The organism is Burkholderia theae (genome assembly GCF_048565265.1).
GTDB lineage: Bacteria > Pseudomonadota > Gammaproteobacteria > Burkholderiales > Burkholderiaceae > Burkholderia > Burkholderia theae.
The window spans coordinates 892,713-915,890 of record NZ_CP183462.1; the positions used below are offsets into that span (position 1 = coordinate 892,713).

Sequence of the window (23,178 nt, forward strand, 5' to 3'; positions counted from 1 at the left end):
ATTCAACCAATTCAACCGGGTCTATAGGCGAAAGTCAGTGACCGGCCTGGCGCGCGCGCCGTCGGGCCAGCCGCGAATGCACACCGCCGAACACGAGCGGCACGAACAACAACGTCGAAATGGTCGCGAACAGCAGCCCGCCGATCACCGCGCGGCCGAGCGGCGCGTTCTGCTCGCCGCCTTCGCCGAGACCGAGCGCCATCGGCACCATCCCGATGATCATTGCCAGCGCCGTCATCAGCACCGGCCGGATCCGCGTCGCGCCGGCCTCCAGCGCGGCCGTGAGCGGCGGTGCGCCGTCCGCGAGGCGCTGGCGCGCGAACGACACGACCAGAATGCTGTTCGCGGTCGCGACACCGACCGTCATGATCGCGCCCGTCAGCGCGGGCACGCTCAGGTGCGTGCCGGTGATGAACAGCATCCACGCGATACCGGCGAGCGCGGCCGGCATTGCGCTGATGATGATCAGCGGGTCGAGCCACGACTGGAAATTGACGACGATCAGCAGGTACACGAGCACGATCGCCATCGCGACACCCGCGCCGAGGCCGATATACGACGTGCGCATCGTCTCGATCTGGCCGCGCATCGTCAGCTCGGTGCCGCGCGGCAGCGTCGCGCGCGCGTCGGACACGATGCGGTCGATCTCGCCCGCGACCGAACCGAGGTCGCGGCCCTCGACGCTCACGTACAGGTCGATCGCCGGGCGGATGTTGTAGTGCGTGATCACGGCCGGGTTCGCGCCGCTGCGCATCTGCACCAGGTTGCCGAGCAGTTGCAGCGGCGCGCCCGTGCGGCCGCTCGCCGAGATCGGCGTGCCGAGCAGGTCGTCGACCGACGAGATGTTGTATTGCGGGGTCTGGATCTGCAGCGGATACTGGACGCCGGTGCGCGGGTTGATCCAGAACGACGGGGTCGTCTGCGAACTGCCGGACAGCGAGATCAGCATGTTCTGCGCGACGTTCTGCGCGGAGAGATTGAGCTGCTGCATGCGCGTGCGGTCCATGTCGGCCAGCAGGGTCGGCTCGTCGTTGCGTTGCAGTACGTGCACGTCGACGGCGCCGGGGATTTGCCTGACCTTTTTCATCAGGCTGCTTGCGATTGTCATGTTACTCGCGAGATCGTTGCCGAGCACCTGCACGTCGATGGCGGCCGGCTGACCGAAGTTCAGGATCTGCGTGATGATGTCCGACGGCTGGAAGAAGAACTCGACGCCCGGGAAGCGTTCGGGCAGAAGCGTGCGCAGCGTCTGCACGTAGTGCTGGGTCGCGCGGTGGCCCGGCTTCAGCGCGATCAGCAGCTCGCCGTCTAGCGTGCCGATCGTGCCGGCGTTGCTGTACGACAGATTGATGCCGCTCACCGGCAGGCCGAGGTTGTCGACGATCGCACCGAGCTCGTCGGGCGGCACGGCTTCGCGGATCACGCGTTCGACCTGGTCGGCGAGGCGCGCGGTTTCCTCGATCCGGTAGCCGGTCGGCGCGCGCATGTGCAGCCGGATGTTGCCGGAATCGGCGTTCGGGAAGAAGTCGCGGCCGAGCACGAATACGAGGCCCGTCGACAACACGCAGAAGCCGAGGAAGCACATCGCGTAGAAGCGGCGGCGCACCAGCAGCATGCTAAGCAGCACGATGTACCACGCGCGCAGCCGCTCGAACGCGTTGTTGAACGCGTGATGGATGCGCGCGAAACGCGACGTCGCGTGGTCGGGGCCGGTGCTGGCCTGCTGCGGGCGGAACAGCAGCATCGCGAGCGTCGGCACCAGCGTACGCGACAGCACGTACGACGCGAGCATCGCGAACACCACCGCTTCCGCGAGCGGCACGAACAGGAAGCGCGCGACACCCGTCAGGAAGAACATCGGTACGAACACGATGCAGATGCACAGCGTCGACACGAACGCCGGCACCGCGATCTCGCCGGCGCCTTCGAGGATCGCCTCGTGCAGGTTCGTGCCGAGATGCAGGTGCCGTTCGATGTTCTCGATCGTGACGGTCGCGTCGTCGACCAGGATCCCGACCGCGAGCGCGAGCCCGCCGAGCGTCATGATGTTGATGGTCTCGCCGAGCGCGGACAGCGCGATCAGCGACGTGAAGATCGACAGCGGGATCGAGATCGCGATGATCAGCGTGCTGCGCCAGTTGCCGAGGAACAGCAGGATCATCATCGCGGTCAGCACGGCGGCGATCAGCGCCTCGTGGATCACGCCTTGCACGGCCGCGTTGACGAACACGGACTGGTCGAACAGCGGCGTGATCGTGAGCCCCTCGGGCAGCGTCGGGATCACCTTCGGCAGCAGCGCCTTCAGGTCCGACACGACCTTGAGCGTCGACGCGTCGCCGCTCTTCAGGATCGACACGAGCACGCCGCGCTGGCCGTTCTGGCGCACGACGTTGGTCTGCGGAGCGAAGCCGTCGCGTACCGCGGCGACCTCGCGCAGATAGGTCGTCGCGCCGTTGACGGTCTGGATCGGCAGGTTGTTGATGTCGGCGACCGTGTCGGCCGACGCGTTCGTGTCGATCCGGTATTCGGTCTGGCCCATCTTCGCGGTGCCGGTCGGCAGCACGAGGTTCTGCGCGTTGACCGCGTTGACGATGTCGGCCGGTGTGAGGCCCTTCGCGAGCAAGGCCTGCGGATCGAGGTCGATGGCGACCACGCGCGTGCGGCCGCCGTACGGGAACGGCACCTGCGCGCCCGGAATCGTGATCAGTTGCGGGCGCAGGAAGTTGAGCGCGATGTCGGCGAGCGACTGTTCGCTGAGCGTCGTGCTCGACAGCCCGAGCTGGATCACCGGGATGCTCGACGCGGAATAGGTGATCACGAGCGGCGGCGTCGCGCCTTGCGGCATCTGGCGCACGATCGCCTGCGCGGACGATACCGTCTGCGCGATCGCCGTCTGCACGTTCGCGCCCGGCTGCAGGAACACCTTCACGACCGCGATGCCGGGCAGCGACGTCGATTCGACATGCTGGATGTTGTTGACGGTCGTCGTCAGGATCCGTTCATGGACGGCCGTGATCCGGTTCGTCATCTCCGTCGCGGAGAAGCCGCTGTAATTCCAGATCACGCTGATCACGGGAATGTTGATCGCGGGCAGCACGTCGACGGGCGTGCGCATCAGCGCAAGCGGGGTGGCCAGCACGATCATGATGGCCATTACGATGAACGTGTAGGGGCGCCTGAGCGCGAGATTGACGATCCACATGGAGGCAGCGGGACAGGCGGTGATCAGGCGTCGGTGAAGGGAACCCGAATGATAGGCGTTGGGGCTGAACGGGTTACTGGCGCGAAACTGGCGGAATTGTCAGGTTGCCGCGCGCGCGTCGTCGGCCGATTGCTAAGACGAAATGCATGCGCGCGCTTCAACCGGCGACGGTTTCGCTCATCGCGCGCCGCTCAAATCTGCTCCATCCCGACCCGCGCGAGCGCACCCAGATCGACGACTTCGATCTGGTTGTACGCGAGCCGCAGCACGCCGCGCTTCTCGAGTTGCTGCAGCGCCTGATTGATCCGCTGCCGCGACACGCCGACGAGCATCCCCAGTTCCTCCTGCGAGATCGACAGCGACGGGCCGGTGTCCGGATACAGGTCGGGGTTGAAGAGCTGCGCGAGCGACTGCGCGACGCGCGCATCGACGTCGAGCAGCCGGCTGTTCTGGATCGACGCGATGAACTCGCCCATCCGGTTGTTCAACTGGTGGATCACGAAGCGCGTGAACGGCAGGCTCGTGTCGAGCAGCGCATGGAACGTGTCGACCGGCACGAACAGCACGGTCGAGCGCTGGATCGCGACGACCTCGTATTTGCGCAGCTCGCGCTTGATCACGCTGCCTTCGCCGAACCAGCCGCCCGACGGCACGCCGGAGAACGTGCAGCCGCGCCCCGACACGTTGAAGATCGCGAGCTTCAGCAGCCCGCGATGCACGCCGATCCAGTATTCGGATGGCGCGAGCCGATGCGCGATCACGTCGCCGGCCTCGCACTGCTCGACGCGCGACTGCGCGAGCACGAGCGCCTGGTGCTCGGGCGCGAGCGTGCGGAACCACGCGCACTGGCCGAACAGCGTCGACAGCGCCGGCATCGGGCCGGGTTCGGGAAGCGCGTCGGCCGGGTAGGCGGCCGCGTCGGGCGGCGCAACGAGAGGGTCGTGCATGGGTGCGGGTTTGCGAGAATAGGGATAACGCGCGGCGCTCGAAGGGCACTCTGTCGTTTCGATGACAGACGGCCCACAATAGCGACCGTTAGGCTGTCGGCAATTGAACCACATCAAAACGATTCGGGGTGCATGCACCCCGGTCGACAGAACACGGGAGACAGGATCATGACGCAGATGTTCGAGGCCGGGCTCGGCCGCCGCGACGCCAATTACGTGCCGCTCACGCCGATCGACTTTCTGGTCCGGACGGCCGAAGTCTATGGCGAGCGCCTCGCGATCGTGCACGGCGACGTGCGGCGCACGTGGGGCGAGACCTACACGCGCGCGAAACAGCTGGCGAGTGCGCTCGCGCAGGCCGGCGTCGGGCGCGGCGACACCGTTGCGGCGATGCTGCCGAACATCCCGGCGATGGTCGAGGCGCACTTCGGCGTGCCGATGGCCGGCGCCGTGCTGAACACGATCAACACGCGGCTCGACGTGCCGTCGGTGCTGTTCATGCTGCGTCACGGCGAGGCGAAGGTGCTGATCGTCGACACCGAATACGCGGAGCTCGCGCATCGCGCGGCGCTCGAGGTGCCGGGCCTGAAGATCGTCAGCGTCGCCGACGCGATGCCGGCCGATCCCGCCCGCTTCGCGGGTGCGACCGACTATGAAGCGTTCGTTGCCGGCGGCGACGCCGACTACGCATGGACGCTGCCGGCCGACGAGTGGGACGCGATCGCGCTGAACTACACGTCCGGTACGACCGGCGATCCGAAGGGCGTCGTCTACCACCATCGCGGCGCGTATCTGGCGGCGATCAGCAACCTGCTCGAATGGGACATGCCGAAGCACGCGGTGTATCTGTGGACGCTGCCGATGTTCCACTGCAACGGCTGGTGCTTCCCGTGGGCCGTCGCGGCGCGCGCGGGCGTGAACGTGTGTCTGCGCAAGTTCGACGCGAAGACGGTGTTCGACCTGATTCGCCGCGAACGCATCACGCACTATTGCGGCGCGCCGATCGTGCAGAGCGCGATCGCGAACGCGCCGGCCGAATTCCGCGAAGGCATCGACCACACGGTGCACGCGATGGTCGCGGGCGCGGCGCCCGCGCCGGCCGTGATCGCGAAGATGAAGGAGATCGGTTTCGACCTGCTGCACGTGTACGGGCTGACCGAGGTCTATGGCCCCGCGACCGTGTGCGCGCAGCAGTCGCACTGGGAAACACTGCCCGATGAAGAGCGCGCGCGGCTCAATGCGCGCCAGGGCGTGCGCTATCACCTCGAAGCGGGTGCGACGGTGCTCGATCCCGACACGATGGCGCCGGTGCCGGCCGACGGCGAGACGCTCGGCGAGATCATGTTCCGCGGCAACATCTGCATGAAGGGTTACCTGAAGAACCCGAAGGCGACCGACGAGGCGTTCCACGGCGGCTGGTTCCATACAGGCGATCTCGGCGTGCTGACGCCGGACGGCTACATCCGCATCAAGGACCGCCGCAAGGACATCATCATCTCGGGCGGCGAGAACATCTCGAGCATCGAGGTCGAGGACGCGTTGTACCGGCATCCGGCTGTTGCGGTCGCGGCTGTCGTCGCGATGCCCGATCCGAAATGGGGCGAGGTGCCGTGCGCGTTCGTCGAGCTGCGCGAAGGCGCGAGCGCGACCGAGGAGGAGATCGTCGCGCACTGCCGGCAACTGCTTGCGGGCTTCAAGGTGCCGAAGGCCGTGCGCTTCGGCGAGCTGCCGAAGACATCGACCGGCAAGATCCAGAAATTCCAGCTGCGCAATGCGGTCGGCTCGGACAAGGCGATCGACCTGGCGGGCGGCAAGAAATAAAAGAAGCGTGGCGCGTCGCGCGGCTCAATGCACGACGAGCCACGCGACGGCCAGGTAGCGGCCGACCTTCGCGATCGTGACGATCGCCAGAAAGGTCGGCAGCGGTTCGCGCAGCACACCGGCGATCATCGTCAGCGGATCACCGATCACCGGCGCCCAGCTCAGCAGCAGCGACCAGCGGCCGTAGCGCGCATACCAGCGCTCGGCGCGCGCGAGTGCGGCCGGCTTGACCGGAAACCAGCGGCGGTCGCGGAAGTGCTCGATGCCGCGCCCGAGCATCCAGTTGATCACTGAACCGGCGACGTTGCCGATGCTGGCGACGAGCACCAGCGCCCACACGGGTTCACGCCCGGCAAGCAGCAGGCCGGCGAGCACGGCTTCGGACTGGAGCGGAAACAGGGTCGCGGCGACCATCGACACGGCGAACAGGCCGCCGTAAGTGAGCAATTCGGACATCGCGCGATTGTACCGGCCGCAAGACGGCCGCTCAGTTCCAGCCGACCATGATCGCGCCCATCCCGACGAGCAAGCCACCCGTCACGCGGTTCATCGCGCGCATCCGCGCCGGGCGCTGCAATGCGCGGCTCAACCGGTGCGAGAACAGCGCCATCGACGCGACGCCGCCCGCGAACAGCAGCGCGAACGTCGTGGCAAGCAGCAGGAACTGGAGGTTCAGGCTCCAGTCGGCCGTCGGGCTGATGAACTGCGGAAAGAACGATGGGAAAAACAGCAACGTCTTCGGATTCAGGCCCGACGTCACGACGCCGCGCCAGAACAGCGCGCGTCCGGTGTCGGTGTCCTGCGGAACGATCGCGGCACCGGCACCGGCACCGGCACCGGCTTCGGCCGAAGCGGCGGGCGCGCTTGCCGGCGCGCGGCTGAGCCATTGCTTGCCACCCAGCCACACGAGATACGCGGCGCCGGCCCAGCGCAGCACGGTGAGCGCGTGCTCGTTGATGTGGACCAGCGAATTCAGGCACAGCGCGGTCAGCGCGAGTTGCAGCAGTACGGCGAGCGTGCCGCCCCACACGCACGGCAGCGCGCGGCGCCAGCCGGCGCGCAGCGCCTGGTTCATCGTGAGCAGGTTGACGGGACCGGGGGCGTAGATGAGAACGACGGAAGCAGCGAGGAACGACAGATAAAGCCTGAACGACATGACGGGAAGTGCAAGAACGGGGAGCAGGCACCGGGTCCGCACGCGGTGGATAAGCGTGCGGGCGGCGGGGAATCGCATGCCTGCTTGTCCGGCACCGCAACTCGTGATTGCGGCCGTGCGTCCCGGTGCGAAGGGGGTGTCGCGGGGAGCGTGCCGGGCAACAGGCATGGTGAAAATGTATCAAGCGGCCCGGTTAAAAGGCTTCCTGTTTTCAGGCAAAAGGGACCTGAAACCGGAATCCTGTTCAGATAGAATGCCGATTTTCAGTAGAAGATTCTTCTCATCATGGCTACTCGCGAACGCACGCCGAAAACCCTCGACAATCAGGACCGCAAGATCCTCGGTGCACTGCAGAAAAATGCGCGCCTGTCGAACGCCGAACTGGCCGAACAGATCGGCATGTCGACCACCGCGTGCTGGAACCGCACGCGGCAGCTCGAAGTCGACGGCTACATCGACGGTTACGTCGCACTGGTCAACCAGCGCATGCTCGGCTACGCGGACATCGTGATCCTCGAAGTCACGCTCGATCGCCACGAGGACGACGCGCTCGCGCGTTTCGGCTCGGAACTGGCGGCGCTGCCCGAAGTGCTCGAGGCCTATCTGGTGTCGGGCGAATACGACTACTGGATCAAGGTGGCCGTGGACGGGACGGCCGGCTACGAGCGTTTCCTGCGCGAAAAGCTCTACAAGATCTCGAGCATCCGTCACAGCCGCTCGATGTTCGCGCTGCGCTGCATGAAGGACGTGCCGTCGATCCAGGTGTGAAGGCGGGGGCGGGGATGGGGCGCGCGGCCGTCGTCGAACGGATCGCGCATGCGGCTGCGCGATCGCGCGGAGAAAGCCTGCGATCGACCGGCGCGGAAGGCGCCCGGCGGGGTACTGCACACAGGCAGGCAAAACGGATGAATCTTCCGTCAGGGATGATCTGACGCAATTGCACGTCGTCGGGATGACGGTGGCCCGCTCGGGCCACTTACCGACAAAACCGCGCCGAGATCGATCGGCGTTGGCACAGACCTCAACGCGCTCCCGACGTGATGAGCGCATTCAACCGGGACCAGCCCGGCTTGTTACCACGACACCAGCCCAACTCCGATGCCGGACGCAGCGGCCTTGCGGCGCGCGTCCGGGCAAGCGGATCAGGCAGGTCGTCGTGCGGTCGTTCCGCTTAGTGCGGCAGACGCGCGTGCGCTTCAGCGATGACTTCGCAGTTATCGAGGTGGAGTTGCCAAGCTTCTGCAATCAGCTCGCCAACACGTGCGAGCCAGCCGGCGGATTCGGTGGAACGATCGGAGACATTAGACGTTTGCATGACGAAGCCCCATATAGGTGGCGAGTTAGGGATAACCCTGATCATAACGAAACATCACCGCCTTGTGAAATGCGATTTCGTTATATGAGAATTACTGACAATTTGTGTTGCTGCTGCGCAACATGAATATTGGCCGCCGTTTCGTCGCGTGCAGGCGTGACGAGGCCATGCTTGCACGGCCTCGCGTGGAGCAAGAGAGGGGATTCGAGCGGCGGGAAGGACGGGGGCGAGGCGGAGCGGCGATTACCGGCCGATCCATCCGAACCGCCACGACAGCCGTCGCGTCGCGGCGAGCAGCGTCTGCGCGAGGTCGCTGTCCGGCCCGCGCGGGAAGCCGCGCGACGAGCCGATGACCGCGATTACGAGCCGGATGCTGCCGGTGTGATCGAACACGGGCGCGGCGACCGTCCCGATGCCCGGCACCGGCGCGTCGAACGCGAAATCGAGCCCGGCCGCGCGGATCGCGGCAAGCCGCGCGCGGAACGCGTCGTCGGCCTGCGCGGCGGCACCGCCGGCGAGACGCACGGGCTCGTTGGCGAGCAGGTCGGCCAGCACGTCGTCGGACATGCCGGCCGCGAAGATCCGGCCGATCGCGGTATTGACGAGCGACATCACGGTGCCGACCTGCAGGCTGACGTGCTGCGGCCGCGCCGATTCCTCCAGGCGGATCACGGTCGGGCCGAGCGGCCCGAGCGTCGCGGCGGCGACGCTCATGTCGGTCGCGCCGGCCAGCGCGACGATCTCGGCTTCCGCGTCGCGCGTCGGCGACACGCGCTGCATCGCGATCAGGCCGAGCGCCTGCCCGAGCGGGCCGCCGGCGAAGCAGCCGGCGTCATCGCGGCTCAGCAGGCCGATCTTCTGCAGGCTGACGAGATGCGGAAACGCCTTCGCGGCCGGCATGCCGGCCGCCGCCGCGAGATCGCGCAGCGGCAGCGCACGGCCCGCCGACACCAGCGCGAGCAGCAGCTCGCCGGTGCTGTCGAGCGCATTGATCCCGCGCTGCGCCTTCGCATCGTCGGCCAGCGCCGGCGGCACGTGCGGTGCGGTTGCTTCCGGTGCGGGCGCCGGTTCGGCAGGTTCCGCGCCGAGCGACGCGGTGGCCCGTCGCGCCGTATCGCGCAACGCGGCCGCGATCGGGCCATCCCAGTCGACATCGATCGATCCCGTCGAACCGATTACCGTCAACGCGAGCTGCAGGCGACCGTGCGCGTCGAACACGGGCACGCACATCGCGCTGACGCCGGGGCTCGGCCGGTCGACGCTACGTTCGATGCCGCGCGCGCGGATCGCGTCGAGCGCGGCCTGTTGTGCGTCGGCGTCCGGCGCGGGCTGCGTGCCTTCGGCGCCCGCGAGCGTGTCGCCCGCGCCGGCCTGGCTGGCCGCCATCGCATCGAGTTGCGCGGGATCGCCGAACGCGCGGAAAACACGGCCGGTCGCTGTCGTGTCGAGCGACATCACCGAGCCGACATGCAGGTTCACGTGCAGCGGATAACCGCCGTGCTCGATACGCACGATCGTCGGGCCGAGCGCGCCCGGCACCGACAGCGCGACGCTCAAGCCGACCGCTTCCGCGAGCCGCACCGCGTGCGGCAGCGCCGCACGGTAGGCCGGCTGGCGCTCGATCGACATCAGCCCGAGCCGCAGCGACAACGGGCCCGGCTCGTAGTTGCCGGTGATCGCATCGCGCTTCACGAGCGCGAGCCGCGTCAGGCTGACGAGATAGGTGTGCGCCTGCGCGGTCGACAGGTCGGCCGCCGCGGCCAGCTCCGACAGCCCGAGCGGCTTGCGCCGGCGCGCGAGCGCGTCGAGCAGCCGGCCGCCGACCTCGACACTCTGGATCCCGCGCTGCGCCTTGGGCGGCGCGTCGTCTGCGCTGACTTCGTGGTTCTGCACGCGATGATTCTTCCGTTGACGAAACCCCGCATGGTATCCGACGCCATTTATCGCGCCAGCCCGCAGGTTTACCCGTATTAGACAATAGCAAGCGACTTTGTCATTGACAAATAATCGATGCGGGAAGATGATCCGCTCACTCCCCTCAACACATGGCTCGCAGCCACGGAACGCAACATGGCCAAAGCATTCGCCTCCCAAGCCGATCTGGAAGAGAAGAAAGTCACCTGGACGAAGCTGTCCGAGAACGCGTACGCGTACACCGCCGAAGGCGACCCGAACTCGGGCGTGATCATCGGCGACGACAGCGTGCTGATCGTCGACACGACCGCGACGCCCGCGATGGCGCAGGACCTGATCGCGAAGATCCGCAGCGTGACCGACAAGCCGATCAAGCACGTGGTGCTGTCGCATTACCACGCGGTGCGCGTGCTCGGCGCATCCGCGTATTTCGACGAAGGCGCGCAGCACGTGATCGCGAGCCGCGGCACGTACGAGATGATCGTCGAGCGCGGCGAGGCCGACATGAAGTCGGAGATCGAGCGCTTCCCGCGCCTGTTCGCCGGCGTCGAGACGGTGCCCGGCCTGACCTGGCCGACGCTCGTGTTCGAGCGCGAGATCACGCTGTTCCTCGGCAAGCTCGAAGTGAAGATCATGCACGTCGGCTCGGGCCACACGAAGGGCGACACGATCGTCTGGCTGCCGTCGCAGAAGGTGCTGTTCTCGGGCGACCTCGTCGAATACGACGCCGCGTGTTATTGCGGCGACGCGCAGCTCGAACAGTGGCCGGCCACGCTCGAGGCGCTGCGCGCGCTCGGCGCCGAGAAGCTCGTGCCGGGCCGCGGCCCTGCGCTGCTGAATCCGGCCGAGGTCGACAAGGGCCTCGACTACACGAAGGATTTCGTCACGACGCTGCTCGCGCAGGGCCGCAAGGCGGTCGAACGCAATCTCGACCTGAAGGCGTCGATGGCGCTCACGCGCGAAGCGATGGATCCGAAGTTCGGCCACGTGTTCATCTACGAGCACTGCTTGCCGTTCGACGTGTCGCGCGCGTTCGACGAAGCGAGCGGCATCACGCATCCGCGCATCTGGACCGCGCAGCGCGACAAGGACATGTGGGCCGCGCTGCAGGACTGAGCGGCGCACGGCGGCGGGGCGTTCGCGTGAACGTGCCGCCGTTTCCCTGAAGGCGGCGGTTTCCGCCGCCGTATCCGGTCTCACAAGAAAGCAGGGCGCATGCACGCCCTCGGAGACTGCTGCGCGCTCGATTCGCGCGGCCCGTTTGGAGAGAGACATGCCCCAATCGCTTCCCGCCGAAGCGACGATCGCACACGCGAGCGTTTCGGTATCCTCATCGACGTCCGAATCCGGAGACGCGCTGCTGTTCCGCAAGATCGCGTGGCGGATCGTCCCGTTCCTGTTCCTCTGCTACGTCGTGTCGTTCCTCGACCGCATCAACATCGGCTTCGCGCAGTTGCAGATGAAGCACGATCTCGGCTTCAGCGATGCGATGTACGGCCTCGGTGCCGCGGTGTTCTACGTCGGCTACGTGTTCTGCGAAGTGCCGAGCAACATGCTGCTCGCACGCTTCGGCGCACGCCGCACGTTCACGCGGATCATGCTGCTGTGGGGCATCGCGTCGACGGGCATGATGTTCGTGTCACAGCCGTCGCATTTCTACGTGATGCGCTTCCTGCTCGGCGTGTTCGAAGCCGGCTTCTTTCCCGGCATCGTGCTGTATCTGACCTACTGGTTCCCGGCGAACCGGCGCGCGGCGGCGATCTCGGTGTTCTTCGCGGGCGTCGCGGTAGCCGGCGTGCTCGGCGGCCTGATGTCGGGCTGGATCATGCGCGACATGAGCGGCGTGCTCGGGCTGCACGGCTGGCAGTGGATGTTCGCGATCGAAGGCGCACCGGCGATCCTGCTCGCGTTCGTCGCGTTCACGTGCCTCGTCGACCGGCCGCAGGACGCCGCGTGGCTCACGTCCGACGAAAAGGCGCGGGTCGCCGCGTTGTGCGCGGACGGTCGCGGGCACGGCAGTACGCACGACGGTCGCAGCCTCGCGGCCGCGCTCGCGAATCCGCGCGTGTACCTGTTCGCGTTCATCTATTTCTCGCTGACCTGCGCGTCGCTGACGCTCAACTTCTGGATGCCGCTGATGATCCGCGACTTCGGCGTGACCGATGTCGTGGCCGTGAGCCTCTACACGGTCGTGCCGAACGCGGTCGGCGCGGTGGGGCTGATCCTGATCGCGCGCCGCTCGGACCGCACCGGCGAGCGCCGCAAGCACTTCGCGTGCTGCACGATCGGCGGCGGGCTCGCGCTCGCGGCGCTGACGCTGCACCTGCACAGCTTCGCGGCGATGCTCGCGTGCCTGTCGATCGCGGCGACGCTGATCTTCGCCGCGCTGCCGATCTTCTGGGCCGTGCCGACCCGCTACCTGTCGGGCAATGCGGCCGCGGCCGGGATCGCGCTGATCAGCAGCATCGGGATCACGAGCGGCATCGTCAGCCCGTGGGTGATCGGGATGATCCGCACCCGCACGGGCAGCATGGATCTCGCGGTGTACCTGCTGGCCGCGCTGCTGGTCGTGAGCGGCGCCGCGCTGATGCTCGGCGTGAAGGCCGAAGCCGCACCGCGCGACTGAACCACGGCCGGTCGCTGCCCGCGGGCGGCGGCGAGCGGCGCACCATGTCCGCCCCGTACCTGAATCCATCGAGGAGACGATCGATGTCAGCCCCTCTTCAAGCGGACGCCGCGCGAGCCGTCGCGTCCGGCGCCGGTTCGACGGACGACGACGCGCTGTACCGCCGCATCGGCGCGCGGATCGTGCCGTTCCTGTTCATCTGCTACATCGTGTCGATCCTCGATCGCAGCAACATCGGCTTTGCGCAGTTGCAGATGCGCCAGGATCTCGGCCTGACCGACGCGATGTACAGCCTCGGCGCGGTGCTGTTCTTCGTCGGCTACGTGCTGTTCGAGGTGCCGAGCAACGCGTTGCTGCGCCGCTTCGGCGCGCGCCGCACGTTCGCGCGGATCATGTTCCTGTGGGGCGCGGTGTCGGTCGCGATGATCACCGTCGACAGCGCGAAGCATTTCTACGTGCTGCGCTTCCTGCTCGGGCTGTTCGAGGCCGGGTTCTTTCCGGGCGTGGTGTTCTACCTGACGTACTGGTACCCGGCGCGGCGGCGCGCGTCGGTGCTGTCGATCTTCTACGCGGGCGTCGCGGTGGCCGGGATGGTCGGCGGGCTGCTGTCGGGCTGGCTCATGCGCGGGATGTCGGGCGTGCTCGGGCTGCACGGCTGGCAATGGATGTTCGCGATCGAGGGCGCGCCCGCGATCCTGCTCGGCGTGATCGCGTGGTTCTGGCTGTGCGATCGTCCCGAGCACGCGCGCTGGCTGTCCGACGCCGACCGGCAGCGGCTCGCGGCCGACCTGGCCGCCGACCGCGCCGGTGCGGGCGCGGATGCGCCGCGTTCGCTGCGGCAGGTGCTGGCCGAGCCGCGCACGTATTTGTTCGCGTTCATCTATTTCTCGCTGACCACCGCGTTGCTGATGCTGCTGTTCTGGATGCCGCTGATGATCCGCGAATTCGGCATCCACGACGTCGTGCAGATCAGCCTGCTGTCGGTCGTGCCGAACGCGATCGGCGCGGTTGGCCTGATCGCGATCGCGCGGCGCTCGGACCGCAAGCGCGAACGGCGCCGGCACTTCGCCGCGTGCGCGTTCGGCGGTGCGGTGGCGCTCGCGCTGCTGACGCTGCACCTGCCGAGCATCGTCGCGATGATGGCGCTGCTGTCGGTTGCTGCCATGCTGATCTTTGCCGCGCACCCGGTGTTCTGGGCCGTGCCGTCCGCGTATTTCTCGGGCGCCGGCGCGGCAGGCGGGATCGCGCTGATCAGCAGCATCGGCGTGTCGAGCGGGATGATCACGCCCTGGCTTGTCGGGCTGATCCGCACGCGAACCGGCAGCATGGATCCGGCGATGCTGATGATCGCCGCGTTGCTGGCCGCGTGCGCGGTCGCGATGCTGCTGGGGGTGCCGCGCGGCGACGCAGGGGCGAGAGCGGAAGCGCCGCATTGAAGGCGAGGCCGGAGCGCGTTGCCGTCGTCCCGTTTCAGGCGGAAGCGGGCGCTGCCGCTACGCCCGATACACCTCGATCCGGTTGCGGCCGCGCTCCTTCGCGAGATAGAGCGCCTTGTCGGCGCGCGACAGCGGCTGGTACGCGCCGAAGTCCGACTCCCGCATTGCGTCGATGCCGATGCTGACGGTCAGCTCGACCTGCTGATCCTCGTGCATCAGCCGCGCCTGCATCGTGCGTTGCTGCACGCGCCGCGCAAATGCCAGCGCCGTATCGAGGTCCGACCTCGGCAGCACGATCGCGAATTCCTCGCCGCCGACGCGCCCGACGATCGCTTCCGGCCGCGTTTCCGCGAGCAGCAGCCGCGCGAAATGCCGGAGCGCGCGGTCGCCGAGCGGGTGGCCCCAGCGGTCGTTCAGCGCCTTGAAGTGATCGAGATCGAGCATCAGCACCGCGGCGGGCAGGCCGGTCGCGCGCACGTCGCGCAGCGCGGCTTCGCTTTGCCGCATGAACGCATGGCGGTTCGACAGTTGCGTCAGATGGTCGGTCGTCGCCATCCGGTGCAGTTCGGCCTCGATGTGCTTGCGCTCGGTCGCATCGGTGATGAAGCCGTGCCACACGGTGCCGCCGTCGGCCATGCGTTGCGGGCGCGCATCGCCTTCGCGCCATCGCAGGCCCTGGCCGGGCAGCAGCACCCGATATTCGAGACGCCACGGCGTCAGCCGCAGCGACGAGTCATGCAGCGACTGCCGATAGGCGACCAGGTCGGCCGGATGAATCCGGGTCTCGACCGTCTCCGCGTTGCGGGCAATCTGCTCCGGCGTCAGTTCGTAGATGTCGCTGATCCCCGCACTCGCATAGGAGAAGTAGCGGCGCCCGTCGGCTGCCTGCCGCAACTGGAACACGAGCCCGGGAACCTGGTCGGTGAGATCCGTGACGAGCGCGGCCGAATCGCGCAGCCGCGCGGCCAGCTCGCGCAGCGCCGTGATGTCGGTGGTCGTGCCGACCATGCGCAGCGCGCGGCCGGTCTCGTCGCGGTTGATCACCTTGCCGCGGCTGCAGATCCATTTGTACGTACCGTCCTTGCAGCGGATGCGGTGCTCGACTTCGTAGCTGTCGGTGCGGCGCTCGAAGTGCGCGAGCATGGCCGCCTTCACGTCGTCGACATCGTCCGGATGCAGCCGTTCGTACGCATCCTCGATCCGGCAGCTCAATTCGTGCGGCGCGTAGCCGAGCATTGCCTTCCAGGCCGGCGAGTAATGGATCTCGCCGGTTTCCACGTTGCGATCCCACACGCCGGTGCCGCTTTCGGTCAGCGCGAGCGTTGTCAGCCTGCTGTGCTCCTCGACGCGGCCGAGCCGATCGCGCAACGCGGCTTCCTCGATGGCGCGAGCGAGCGCGCGTTCGGCCAGCGTGGCGAGGTCGTGCAGCACCGCGCATTGCGCCGCATCGAGCGTCAGGCGGGCGTCGTGGGTGATGCACAGCGTGCCGAGTGCGGTGCCATCGGGAGCAGCCAGCTCGCACGCCGCGACGATCTGCGGCGCGTGAGGCGGGCTGTCGTCGTTTTGCAGGTTACCGTTCGCGCGGTGCACGACGTATCGTCGGTCGGCAGACGGATCGCGTTCGACGTGTGACGGGAAAAAGTCGGCGGGAAGTGGGCCGGGCAACGTGCCGTCGGCCGCCAGCACGCGTTGCGTATCGGCTTCGGCGCGCGCCACGAATGCGCCTGCCGTGCCGAAATGGGCACGCGCGACGCGGCAGATGGTCTCCAGTTCGGGGGGCGGCGCCGGTTGACTGTCGGCCGAACCGCGCGCGGAGGCCGGCGCGTCGCCGGTCTCGGTAATGAACATACGGAACCGCATGGTCGAATTCCGCAACGGTACGATTGACGATTGCTCTTGCGATCGGACGAACGCCGGTCGAATGAGACTGCTCTGGAAACTGCAATCGTAGAGCTTACTGTTGCGCGGAATGCATGGCAAGCGAACCGGAATCGGCTTTTTGTGTGACCTATTTGCGCCGGCCGGGAAATAATCCGGCCCGCGTTCCCGGCCCGCGGGCGGCAGGCCGGCATGCGTCGCCGGCGCCTTCCCGCAGACGAATGAAGCGATCGGCGCGTGCCCGGAAACGTGCCGCCGAACACCGGACGACTGCCGGCCGATTCGCCGCGTGTCGCGTCGTCCGGCGGCACGATCCGGTGATCGACGCGCGTGCCGCCGTCGATCAGCCGGTTTTCCGGTGCGATCAGCGCGCCGGCGCGTAGCGCAGTGCCGGCGTATCGGTCGACAGGTGCGGCGCCATCGTGCGGCGCGCGGTCTCGTACGCCTCCCATTCGTCGCCCGCGTGCAGCGACGGGATCGTCACGAGTTCGCCGCGATCGAAGCCGACCAGCGCCGCGTCGACCAGGTCGGCCGCCGGCATCACGATTTCCTTCGGCAGGTGTTCGACCGGCAGGCCGGCCGTCTGCCAGAACTCGGTGGCGGTGGCGCCGGGCAGCACGGCCTGCACCTGCACGCCCTTGTCGGCGAGTTCGTGATGCAGCGACTGGCTGAACGCGAGCACGAACGCCTTGCTGCCGCCGTACACGCCGTTCAGCGTTTCCGGCGAGATCGCGACGATCGACGAGATGTTGATCACCGCGCCGCGGCCACGGGCGACGAAGCCGGGCACCGCCGCATAGGTGAGGCGCGTGAGCGCGGTCACGTTCAGGTCGATCATCCGCGTCATCGCGTCGACGTCGCTGTCGAGCAGCGGCGCATGCGTGCCCACACCCGCGTTGTTCACGAGCAGCGTGATGCTCGCGTCCTGCTTCAGCTTCGCCTCGACGGCGGCGAGCGCCGTGCGGTCGTTGAGGTCCGCGTCGACGATCTCGACGCTGCGCTGCGTGTCGTTCGTGATGCGCTCGGCGAGGGCGGCCAGCCGGTCGCGGTTGCGCGCGACCAGGATCAGGTCGTAGCCGCGGCGCGCGAGCCGGTCAGCGTAGAGGGCGCCGATGCCCGACGAGGCGCCGGTAATGAGGGCGGTACCGCGATGCGTTTGCGTCATGATGTGCTCCGTTTCGATGAAGTTAGCCGGATGGCGTGAATGCATTCTGGCCTCGGATCGCCACGACACAAATGACGTAGATAGGTATGATTCAGGACATCGGGCCGACCGACCCGCCCGGGACTGGAGAACACACATGCACCGAATCGGTTTTCTGATCAGCGACGGCTTCCAGATCATGGCGCTCGCCGCGCAGTCGGTGTTCGAGTACGCGAACATGGGCGCGGGCGAGCCGTTCTACGTGATGGACAACTATTCGGTCGAAGGCGGCGACGTGCGCTCGTCGCTCGGGCTGTCGGTCGCCACGCGCGCGCTGCGCGGCCGGCTCGACGTCGATACGTGGATCGTCGCGGGCGTCAACGATCCGGTCGCTGCTCCGGCGCCGGCCGGCGTCGTCGCGTTCCTGCGCCGCGCGAACGTGCGCGCGCGGCGGGTCGCCGGCATCTGCACGGGCGCGTTCGTGCTGGCGGAGGCCGGGCTGCTCGCGCAGCGCCGCGCGACGACGCACTGGGCGTATGGTCGTGACATGCAGCGGCACTATCCGGAGATTCGCGTCGAGGAAGACCGGATCTACATCGTCGACGGTCCGATCTGGACGTCGGCCGGGATGACGGCCGGCCTCGACCTCGCGCTCGCGATGGTGGAAAAGGATCTCGGCGCCGAGGCCGCGCGCTCGGTCGCGCACAAGCTCGTGATGCACCAGCGGCGGGCCGGCGGCCAGTCGCAGCATTCGGAAATGCTGGAGCTCGCGCCGAAATCCGACCGCATCCAGAACGCGCTGAACTACGCGCGGCAGAACCTCGGCCGCGCGCTGACGGTCGAGGACCTGGCCGAGGCGGTTCATCTGAGCCCGCGGCAGTTCAGCCGCGTGTTTACGCTCGAAACGGGGCAGTCGCCTGCTAAGGCGATCGAGCGGTTGCGGCTCGAATCGGCGCGGCTGATGATCGAACAGAGCCGCCATCCGCTGGACGTGATCGCGAAGGAGAACGGTTTTCGCGATCGCCGGCATATGCGCGAGGCGTTCGTGCGCGGGTTCGGTGTGCCGCCGCAGGCGATGCGTCGCGATGCGCGCACGGGCGACCGGGGAGGTCGTTAGGGCGGTGGTCGCCAAAGGCAGGGGCAGGTGGATGAATCGGGGCGGCTTGGGTGGGGGGGGCTGTTGCCGGCTGGATTCGGCCACTTTCGGACGCTCGACATTGACGGGTACTTTGTCGACAATTGATGTCGGATCGCGATCCGGGACTGGTCAAGGGATATCGCGTTCATTATTTCGAGCGAAAAAGGAACGCAGATGCCTCTTGTGTTTGGTCCAAAAAATTCGCGCTATACATACACTGGCAGCCCATGCCCGCATACGGACTTGGCCCTGAAGGTCGATGCTCTGACTCTCGGCGACGCCATCGCACAGTACGAATCTCGCTTCAGCGTCCGGATTTCACCTCACGTCGACGCGGAGGATGCGGACGAAAAGTTCGGCGACAAATATTTTCGCTACGTCGACGCGCTTAGCGGCGTGAACCAATTGGTCGACATCCACGTAATCCGAGGGGATGCGGAACTGTGCCCAAAGCAAAATCTCACTTTCGCCCTGGAAGACGCAGACATGGTTGAGTTGGGCCCGCTCCTCTGCTGAACGTCTGCCCGATGTCGGCCAGATTCGGTCGTTCGACGTCACCGTTCAGATCATCGACAATGTCGTTTCAGCCCGATGAAGTGCTCAAGTGATGGACCAAGAGATGCAGATTCCTGCGGGAATCACAAACGAAGCGCTTTGGCGCAAGAATTGTCGAAAGATTCGCGCAAGAGCGCTGGACTTGCTTGAGGGTCGTCTTGGCGTCATTGAAACGGCGCGGGCCATGCTTCCATTGGCTTATTGGACAAAGGTCGAAGGCGAACCGGAGTTTCTGCTGTTTCGTGCAGTCGCGTCGGATACCGACGATCTTCCCGTCGGCGACGTCCGATTGCACTGGGCGACTGATGCGCTCGAACGCGAAGATCTTCGCATCGAAGCAGCCGAAGAATTTTGGCGCGAGAAGGCGCTTTCTGCTGCTGCGAGACTAGTCGAAAGATACCAATGGACGTGGCGTCGGACGGATACTTGAATGGCCGGTTCGGGTAAAACTGAGTGACTGAACTGGGTCGGGAAGCGCCGCTCGTGGCCGACGGCTACCGACCACGAGCGCTCCATGACCGCTTGCATACCTCGGACAGTGGAATGCCCGCTTCGCACCATTTTCCGGCCGATTGACCAATCACCGCTCTCTGCCGCCGCTGGACGCCGGGGAAACAAGGAACCTTGGCCTGCAGATGCGGTATCGTGAGCACCACCACAGTCGCGCAGACGGCCCCCACGATCTCCGTCGAGATGTCTCAGATGATCCCACTCCACAGCAATCCAGCCTTCTATCAGCTCCTTGCCGACAGCTATGCCCAGCTGCTTGGCCGCCCCCTGGTGCCTCAGGCCATGCCCGTGGTCGAAGCTACCGAATGGCTCTATGAGCGTGCGCCGTTCGCGGTACTCGCGCACAACACCGATCCTGACCCGCTCTTTATTTACGGCAACAAGGCCGCGCAGCGCCGGTTTGGGTATAGCTGGGATGAAATCACCCGACTGCCGTCCCGACTTTCAGCCGAGGCCCCGAATCGCGAGGAGCGGGAGCAATTCCTCGCACGCGTACAGCGGCTCGGCTACGAGGCGGGCTACAAGGGCGTGCGGGTCACCAAGTCCGGCCAGCGCTTCATGATCGAGGAAGCCACGCTGTGGCAACTACTCGACGCCGACGGCACACTGCACGGCCAGGCGGTTGTCATCCCGCGCACGCGTGACATCTGATCGCGCATAGCGATCATTCAAGAAACCATCATCCGTTTTTCCTCGGTCCTGCGCGCCCCGGTGCAAGATGCGCCGCGACTTTGCCGGGACCTGGCGGGTGGTCCTTCACGTGATCGATGAACGCGCGCAGCTTCGGCATGATCTGCCGGCGGCCCGGATAGTAGAGAAACACGCCCGGCCTCACCGGCGCAAACGGCTCCAGCACGTGCACCAGGGTCCCCGCTTTCAGCGCTTCCGAGACCATCGGCTCAGGTAGCTGCGCAAGGCCCAGACCTTCGACTGCCGCACCCAGCAGGGTAGGAAAATCATGCGCGATAAACGGGCCCGATACGGCGACCTCGATCTCGCGATCGTTGTCGTCGTTGAATGACCACGGCGCGATCGCACCGCTGGATCTCCGCCATCGCAAGCATGCATGTTCGCGCAGATCGTCCACGCGTTCAGGACGGCTGCGGCCTGCGAAGTAGGTCGGACTGCCGACGATGGCGAGACGGAACGGAGGCGTCAACGGCACCGCGACCATGTCGGCGTCGACGAACTGGCCCAGGCGGATGCCGGCGTCGAATCCTTCCGCCGCGAGATCGACCAGCGCTTCGTTCGCGGCAATCTCGACTTCGATCTCGGGATATGCGCGGCAGAAGGAGGCAATCAGCGGTTCCAGCAGGATCGGCACCACCGCGCGCGGCACCGAAAGGCGCAACAGTCCGGTGGGCCTCTGGCCGAGATCGCGGGCGACCTCGCTAGCGGCGACGAGTTCTTCGAACGCAGGTTTGGCACGCGACAGAAATCGTTCGCCGGCTTCGGTCAGGCCGACACTGCGCGTGGTGCGGATGAAGAGTGCGGCGCCAATGCGCTCTTCAAGCACACGCACGGCCTGACTGACGGCCGACGGCGTCACGCCGAGTTCGGCGGCCGCGCGGCGAAAACTGCGATGCCGGGCAACGCTGAGGAAAGCTTCCACGCCGTCGAGCGCGCCTTGCCTGACTGTGAAGTTCTGCTTCATGGCCCATCAACATTGTGATGAATAGTCGCTCGCCAGCGGCCATGGTACACCTGCACATGCAGACGAGGCATCGCGCCGATCTCGGTACGCAAGCCCGAAACGATCTGCTCGAAACCATGGAGGCACTCACCGTGAACGATGCACTGGATGGCGTGCGCGAACACTATCGCGCGACCGGCCTGACCGAGCGGCTGAAAGCCGCACTCACGGCGCTTGGACCGGAGGATCAACTGTTCACACCACGGCAACTGGACGCCCTCGACCAGTTTCACACCCGCGGGCTGGCTGCCACCGACGAGCTTGCCGAACTGGTCGGGATCACGGCCGACACGACGGTGCTGGACGTCGGTTCGGGCATCGGCGGGCCGGCTCGCGTGCTGGCTGCAACCCGTGGCTGCCGGGTGACGGGCATCGACCTCAGCGAGCCGTTCGTGGATGCCGCGCGGTATCTCGCGCAGCGCACCGGGCAGAGCGGGCAGGTGTCGTTTCGTACCGCCAGCGCGCTGGATCTTCCGTTCGACGACGGCCGTTTCGATGTCGTGTTGCTGCAGCATGTGGCGATGAACATCGCCGATCGTGCACGGCTTTACCGCGAGATCCGGCGCGTGCTGAAGCCCGACGGCAAATTCGCGACCTACGACGTCGTCGCCAACGGCAGCGAACTGCACTATCCCGTTCCGTGGGCGCGAACCCCGGCCACGAGCTTTCTGATGACGGCCGATGCAACACGCGAGGCCATCGAGGCAGCCGGTTTCCGCACGCTGACCTGGCAAGACGACACGGAGGCCGCCAAAGCGTGGATCGCCCAACGGCGCGCGTCCGGGCCGCCGCCGTCGCCGAATCTCGGCATCGTGCTGGGGCCGGATTTCGCGCAACTGTTCGCGAACCTGGGACGCAATCTCGTCGAAGGCCGGGTCGGCATTCTCACCGCGGTGTTCGAGGCCGACGCCGCGCATACCCCGAGCCGCGTGGAGGCCCGCTGATGACAACCGCTCCTTTTCCTGCCGGTATCGTTCCGTCGCGCGCTGCCTGGCGCGGCCTGCTCTGGATCGTACCGCTGACGGTTGTGTGGCTCGGCCTGATCTACTGGCAGCCGGCCATCCCGGCGAGCGGCGTTCCGGCTACCGCGCACCAACTGACGGTCCATGCGGTCGTCGCGATCGGGTTATGGCTCGGCCTCGAACGCACCGGCCTGACGCCGGGCCAACGCAGCACGACCTGGCTTGCGGTCATGATTCCGTACACGCTTTGGTTCGCTGTCGCGTGGAGCGCGGCCATCGACGGCACGTTCCGCGCGGGCGCGCCGGACGCGCCGCCTTTGCTGCCGTTGGCGATCGTTCTGCCGGTGCTGATCGGCGCGCCATTGTTGCTGTTGTCGAGGCGGGTCGGGCAGGTGCTCGATGCGATGCCGGCGACGTGGCTCGTCGCGCTTCAGCTTTACCGCGTATTCGGCGGTTGGGCGCTCGCCGCGTGGCTGCATGGCGGGATGCCGGGCGTGTTTGCGTTGCCGGCCGGAATCGGCGACGTGCTGACCGGCGTGTTCGCCGTGCCGGCGGCAATCGCCGTCGCGACCGGCACGGCCGAGGGTCGGAAGGCGGCGATCATGTGGAACCTCTTCGGCCTCGCGGATTTTGCCATCGCGATCACGTTGGGCATGATCACGTCGCCCGGACGGTTCCAGCTGATAGTTCCGAATGTGCCGAGCATCGGTGCCGGCGTTTATCCGGATGTGTTGACCCCGGCGTTCGTGGTGCCGACCTCGATCCTGCTGCACGCGCTATCGCTGCGCCAGTTGATCCGGCGGTCCGCTGTCTAAGCCCGTTCGGCGATGCGGCGCGGCCCCGGTTTTTCGACGCCGGGCGCGCATGCCCCGATCGCGGAA

General features: G+C 66.8%; 19 protein-coding genes. 11 read left to right on the forward strand and 8 right to left on the reverse strand.

The features are described from left to right. Positions 1–34: 34 nt before the first annotated feature. Positions 35–3,202 (reverse strand): efflux RND transporter permease subunit, encoded by a 3,168-nt coding sequence (locus ACN22W_RS21490; RefSeq protein ID WP_129514789.1) that lies wholly within the window; start codon positions 3,200–3,202, stop codon positions 35–37. A gap of 191 nt (positions 3,203–3,393) precedes the next feature. After that, the gene (locus ACN22W_RS21495) at positions 3,394–4,149 is read right to left on the reverse strand and encodes a Crp/Fnr family transcriptional regulator (RefSeq protein WP_343493792.1); all 756 of its coding nucleotides are present in this window, start codon (positions 4,147–4,149) and stop codon (positions 3,394–3,396) included. A 168-nt stretch (positions 4,150–4,317) separates the two neighbouring features. On the opposite strand from ACN22W_RS21495, the gene ACN22W_RS21500 reads away from it, so the two are divergent. Beyond that, positions 4,318–5,970, forward strand: coding sequence for an acyl-CoA synthetase (locus ACN22W_RS21500; RefSeq protein WP_419689326.1), 1,653 nt, complete (start codon positions 4,318–4,320; stop codon positions 5,968–5,970). A 24-nt stretch (positions 5,971–5,994) separates the two neighbouring features. Here ACN22W_RS21500 and ACN22W_RS21505 read toward each other — a convergent pair whose 3' ends face one another. Next, on the reverse strand, positions 5,995–6,426 hold the full coding sequence (locus tag ACN22W_RS21505; RefSeq protein WP_419689327.1) for a YqaA family protein: 432 nt from the start codon (positions 6,424–6,426) through the stop codon (positions 5,995–5,997). 31 nt (positions 6,427–6,457) lie between these two features. Next, positions 6,458–7,126, reverse strand: a complete 669-nt coding sequence (locus tag ACN22W_RS21510; protein WP_419689328.1) for a LysE family translocator — start codon at positions 7,124–7,126, stop codon at positions 6,458–6,460. Positions 7,127–7,411: 285 nt separating this feature from the next. On the opposite strand from ACN22W_RS21510, the gene ACN22W_RS21515 reads away from it, so the two are divergent. After that, positions 7,412–7,894 carry an Lrp/AsnC family transcriptional regulator gene (locus ACN22W_RS21515; RefSeq protein WP_034179616.1) on the forward strand — a complete coding sequence of 161 codons (483 nt, stop codon included), beginning with the start codon at positions 7,412–7,414 and terminating at the stop codon, positions 7,892–7,894. A gap of 790 nt (positions 7,895–8,684) precedes the next feature. On the opposite strand, the gene ACN22W_RS21520 is transcribed toward ACN22W_RS21515, so the two are convergent. After that, on the reverse strand, positions 8,685–10,334 hold the full coding sequence (locus ACN22W_RS21520) for an IclR family transcriptional regulator domain-containing protein (protein ID WP_419689329.1): 1,650 nt from the start codon (positions 10,332–10,334) through the stop codon (positions 8,685–8,687). A 177-nt stretch (positions 10,335–10,511) separates the two neighbouring features. On the opposite strand from ACN22W_RS21520, the gene ACN22W_RS21525 reads away from it, so the two are divergent. From ACN22W_RS21525 to ACN22W_RS21535, 3 genes are all read left to right on the forward strand, one after another. Further along, positions 10,512–11,471: an MBL fold metallo-hydrolase gene (locus ACN22W_RS21525; RefSeq protein WP_048245347.1), complete on the forward strand. Its 960-nt coding sequence runs from the start codon at positions 10,512–10,514 to the stop codon at positions 11,469–11,471. Between the two features lie 157 nt (positions 11,472–11,628). Further along, entirely contained in the window at positions 11,629–12,981 is a 1,353-nt protein-coding gene (locus ACN22W_RS21530; protein ID WP_419689330.1) for an MFS transporter, read from the forward strand. 83 nt (positions 12,982–13,064) lie between these two features. After that, positions 13,065–14,417: an MFS transporter gene (locus tag ACN22W_RS21535; RefSeq protein ID WP_419689331.1), complete on the forward strand. Its 1,353-nt coding sequence runs from the start codon at positions 13,065–13,067 to the stop codon at positions 14,415–14,417. Positions 14,418–14,474: 57 nt separating this feature from the next. On the opposite strand, the gene ACN22W_RS21540 is transcribed toward ACN22W_RS21535, so the two are convergent. Continuing rightward, the gene (locus ACN22W_RS21540) at positions 14,475–16,277 is read right to left on the reverse strand and encodes a sensor domain-containing diguanylate cyclase (protein ID WP_419689332.1); all 1,803 of its coding nucleotides are present in this window, start codon (positions 16,275–16,277) and stop codon (positions 14,475–14,477) included. 382 nt (positions 16,278–16,659) lie between these two features. Next, positions 16,660–17,460 carry an SDR family NAD(P)-dependent oxidoreductase gene (locus tag ACN22W_RS21545; RefSeq protein WP_419689333.1) on the reverse strand — a complete coding sequence of 267 codons (801 nt, stop codon included), beginning with the start codon at positions 17,458–17,460 and terminating at the stop codon, positions 16,660–16,662. Between the two features lie 136 nt (positions 17,461–17,596). Between ACN22W_RS21545 and ACN22W_RS21550 the strand changes: the two genes are divergently transcribed. The 4 genes from ACN22W_RS21550 to ACN22W_RS21565 all read left to right on the forward strand — a co-directional run bounded on the left by ACN22W_RS21550 (position 17,597) and on the right by ACN22W_RS21565 (position 20,293). Further along, the gene (locus tag ACN22W_RS21550; RefSeq protein ID WP_419689334.1) at positions 17,597–18,556 is read left to right on the forward strand and encodes a GlxA family transcriptional regulator; all 960 of its coding nucleotides are present in this window, start codon (positions 17,597–17,599) and stop codon (positions 18,554–18,556) included. A gap of 264 nt (positions 18,557–18,820) precedes the next feature. Further along, complete coding sequence (locus tag ACN22W_RS21555; protein WP_412024628.1) at positions 18,821–19,093, forward strand: hypothetical protein; 273 nt, start codon at positions 18,821–18,823, stop codon at positions 19,091–19,093. Between the two features lie 91 nt (positions 19,094–19,184). Beyond that, positions 19,185–19,562, forward strand: coding sequence for a hypothetical protein (locus ACN22W_RS21560; RefSeq protein WP_419689335.1), 378 nt, complete (start codon positions 19,185–19,187; stop codon positions 19,560–19,562). Positions 19,563–19,834: 272 nt separating this feature from the next. Next, positions 19,835–20,293 carry an MEKHLA domain-containing protein gene (locus ACN22W_RS21565; RefSeq protein WP_048251997.1) on the forward strand — a complete coding sequence of 153 codons (459 nt, stop codon included), beginning with the start codon at positions 19,835–19,837 and terminating at the stop codon, positions 20,291–20,293. Between the two features lie 28 nt (positions 20,294–20,321). Here the strand turns inward: ACN22W_RS21565 and ACN22W_RS21570 are convergent, their stop codons facing one another. Then, entirely contained in the window at positions 20,322–21,296 is a 975-nt protein-coding gene (locus ACN22W_RS21570) for a LysR family transcriptional regulator (RefSeq protein WP_419689336.1), read from the reverse strand. Between the two features lie 131 nt (positions 21,297–21,427). Here ACN22W_RS21570 and ACN22W_RS21575 point away from each other — a divergent pair, with 131 nt between their 5' ends. Next, positions 21,428–22,279 carry a class I SAM-dependent methyltransferase gene (locus ACN22W_RS21575; RefSeq protein WP_419689878.1) on the forward strand — a complete coding sequence of 284 codons (852 nt, stop codon included), beginning with the start codon at positions 21,428–21,430 and terminating at the stop codon, positions 22,277–22,279. After that, positions 22,279–23,112 (forward strand): MFS transporter, encoded by an 834-nt coding sequence (locus ACN22W_RS21580; RefSeq protein WP_419689337.1) that lies wholly within the window; start codon positions 22,279–22,281, stop codon positions 23,110–23,112. Before ACN22W_RS21575 ends, ACN22W_RS21580 begins: the two co-directional genes overlap by 1 nt. The last annotated feature ends 66 nt before the right edge of the window (positions 23,113–23,178 follow it).

Excerpts from the sequence above, each read along its gene's own strand:
- ACN22W_RS21490 (WP_129514789.1), bottom strand. The coding sequence starts at position 3,202 with ATGTGGATCGTCAATCTCGCGCTCAGGCGCCCCTACACGTTCATCGTA.
- ACN22W_RS21495 (WP_343493792.1), bottom strand. The coding sequence starts at position 4,149 with ATGCACGACCCTCTCGTTGCGCCGCCCGACGCGGCCGCCTACCCGGCC.
- ACN22W_RS21500 (WP_419689326.1), top strand. The coding sequence starts at position 4,318 with ATGACGCAGATGTTCGAGGCCGGGCTCGGCCGCCGCGACGCCAATTAC.
- ACN22W_RS21505 (WP_419689327.1), bottom strand. The coding sequence starts at position 6,426 with ATGTCCGAATTGCTCACTTACGGCGGCCTGTTCGCCGTGTCGATGGTC.
- ACN22W_RS21510 (WP_419689328.1), bottom strand. The coding sequence starts at position 7,126 with ATGTCGTTCAGGCTTTATCTGTCGTTCCTCGCTGCTTCCGTCGTTCTC.
- ACN22W_RS21515 (WP_034179616.1), top strand. The coding sequence starts at position 7,412 with ATGGCTACTCGCGAACGCACGCCGAAAACCCTCGACAATCAGGACCGC.
- ACN22W_RS21525 (WP_048245347.1), top strand. The coding sequence starts at position 10,512 with ATGGCCAAAGCATTCGCCTCCCAAGCCGATCTGGAAGAGAAGAAAGTC.
- ACN22W_RS21530 (WP_419689330.1), top strand. The coding sequence starts at position 11,629 with ATGCCCCAATCGCTTCCCGCCGAAGCGACGATCGCACACGCGAGCGTT.
- ACN22W_RS21535 (WP_419689331.1), top strand. The coding sequence starts at position 13,065 with ATGTCAGCCCCTCTTCAAGCGGACGCCGCGCGAGCCGTCGCGTCCGGC.
- ACN22W_RS21540 (WP_419689332.1), bottom strand. The coding sequence starts at position 16,277 with ATGCGGTTCCGTATGTTCATTACCGAGACCGGCGACGCGCCGGCCTCC.
- ACN22W_RS21545 (WP_419689333.1), bottom strand. The coding sequence starts at position 17,460 with ATGACGCAAACGCATCGCGGTACCGCCCTCATTACCGGCGCCTCGTCG.
- ACN22W_RS21550 (WP_419689334.1), top strand. The coding sequence starts at position 17,597 with ATGCACCGAATCGGTTTTCTGATCAGCGACGGCTTCCAGATCATGGCG.
- ACN22W_RS21560 (WP_419689335.1), top strand. The coding sequence starts at position 19,185 with ATGGACCAAGAGATGCAGATTCCTGCGGGAATCACAAACGAAGCGCTT.
- ACN22W_RS21565 (WP_048251997.1), top strand. The coding sequence starts at position 19,835 with ATGATCCCACTCCACAGCAATCCAGCCTTCTATCAGCTCCTTGCCGAC.
- ACN22W_RS21570 (WP_419689336.1), bottom strand. The coding sequence starts at position 21,296 with ATGAAGCAGAACTTCACAGTCAGGCAAGGCGCGCTCGACGGCGTGGAA.
- ACN22W_RS21580 (WP_419689337.1), top strand. The coding sequence starts at position 22,279 with ATGACAACCGCTCCTTTTCCTGCCGGTATCGTTCCGTCGCGCGCTGCC.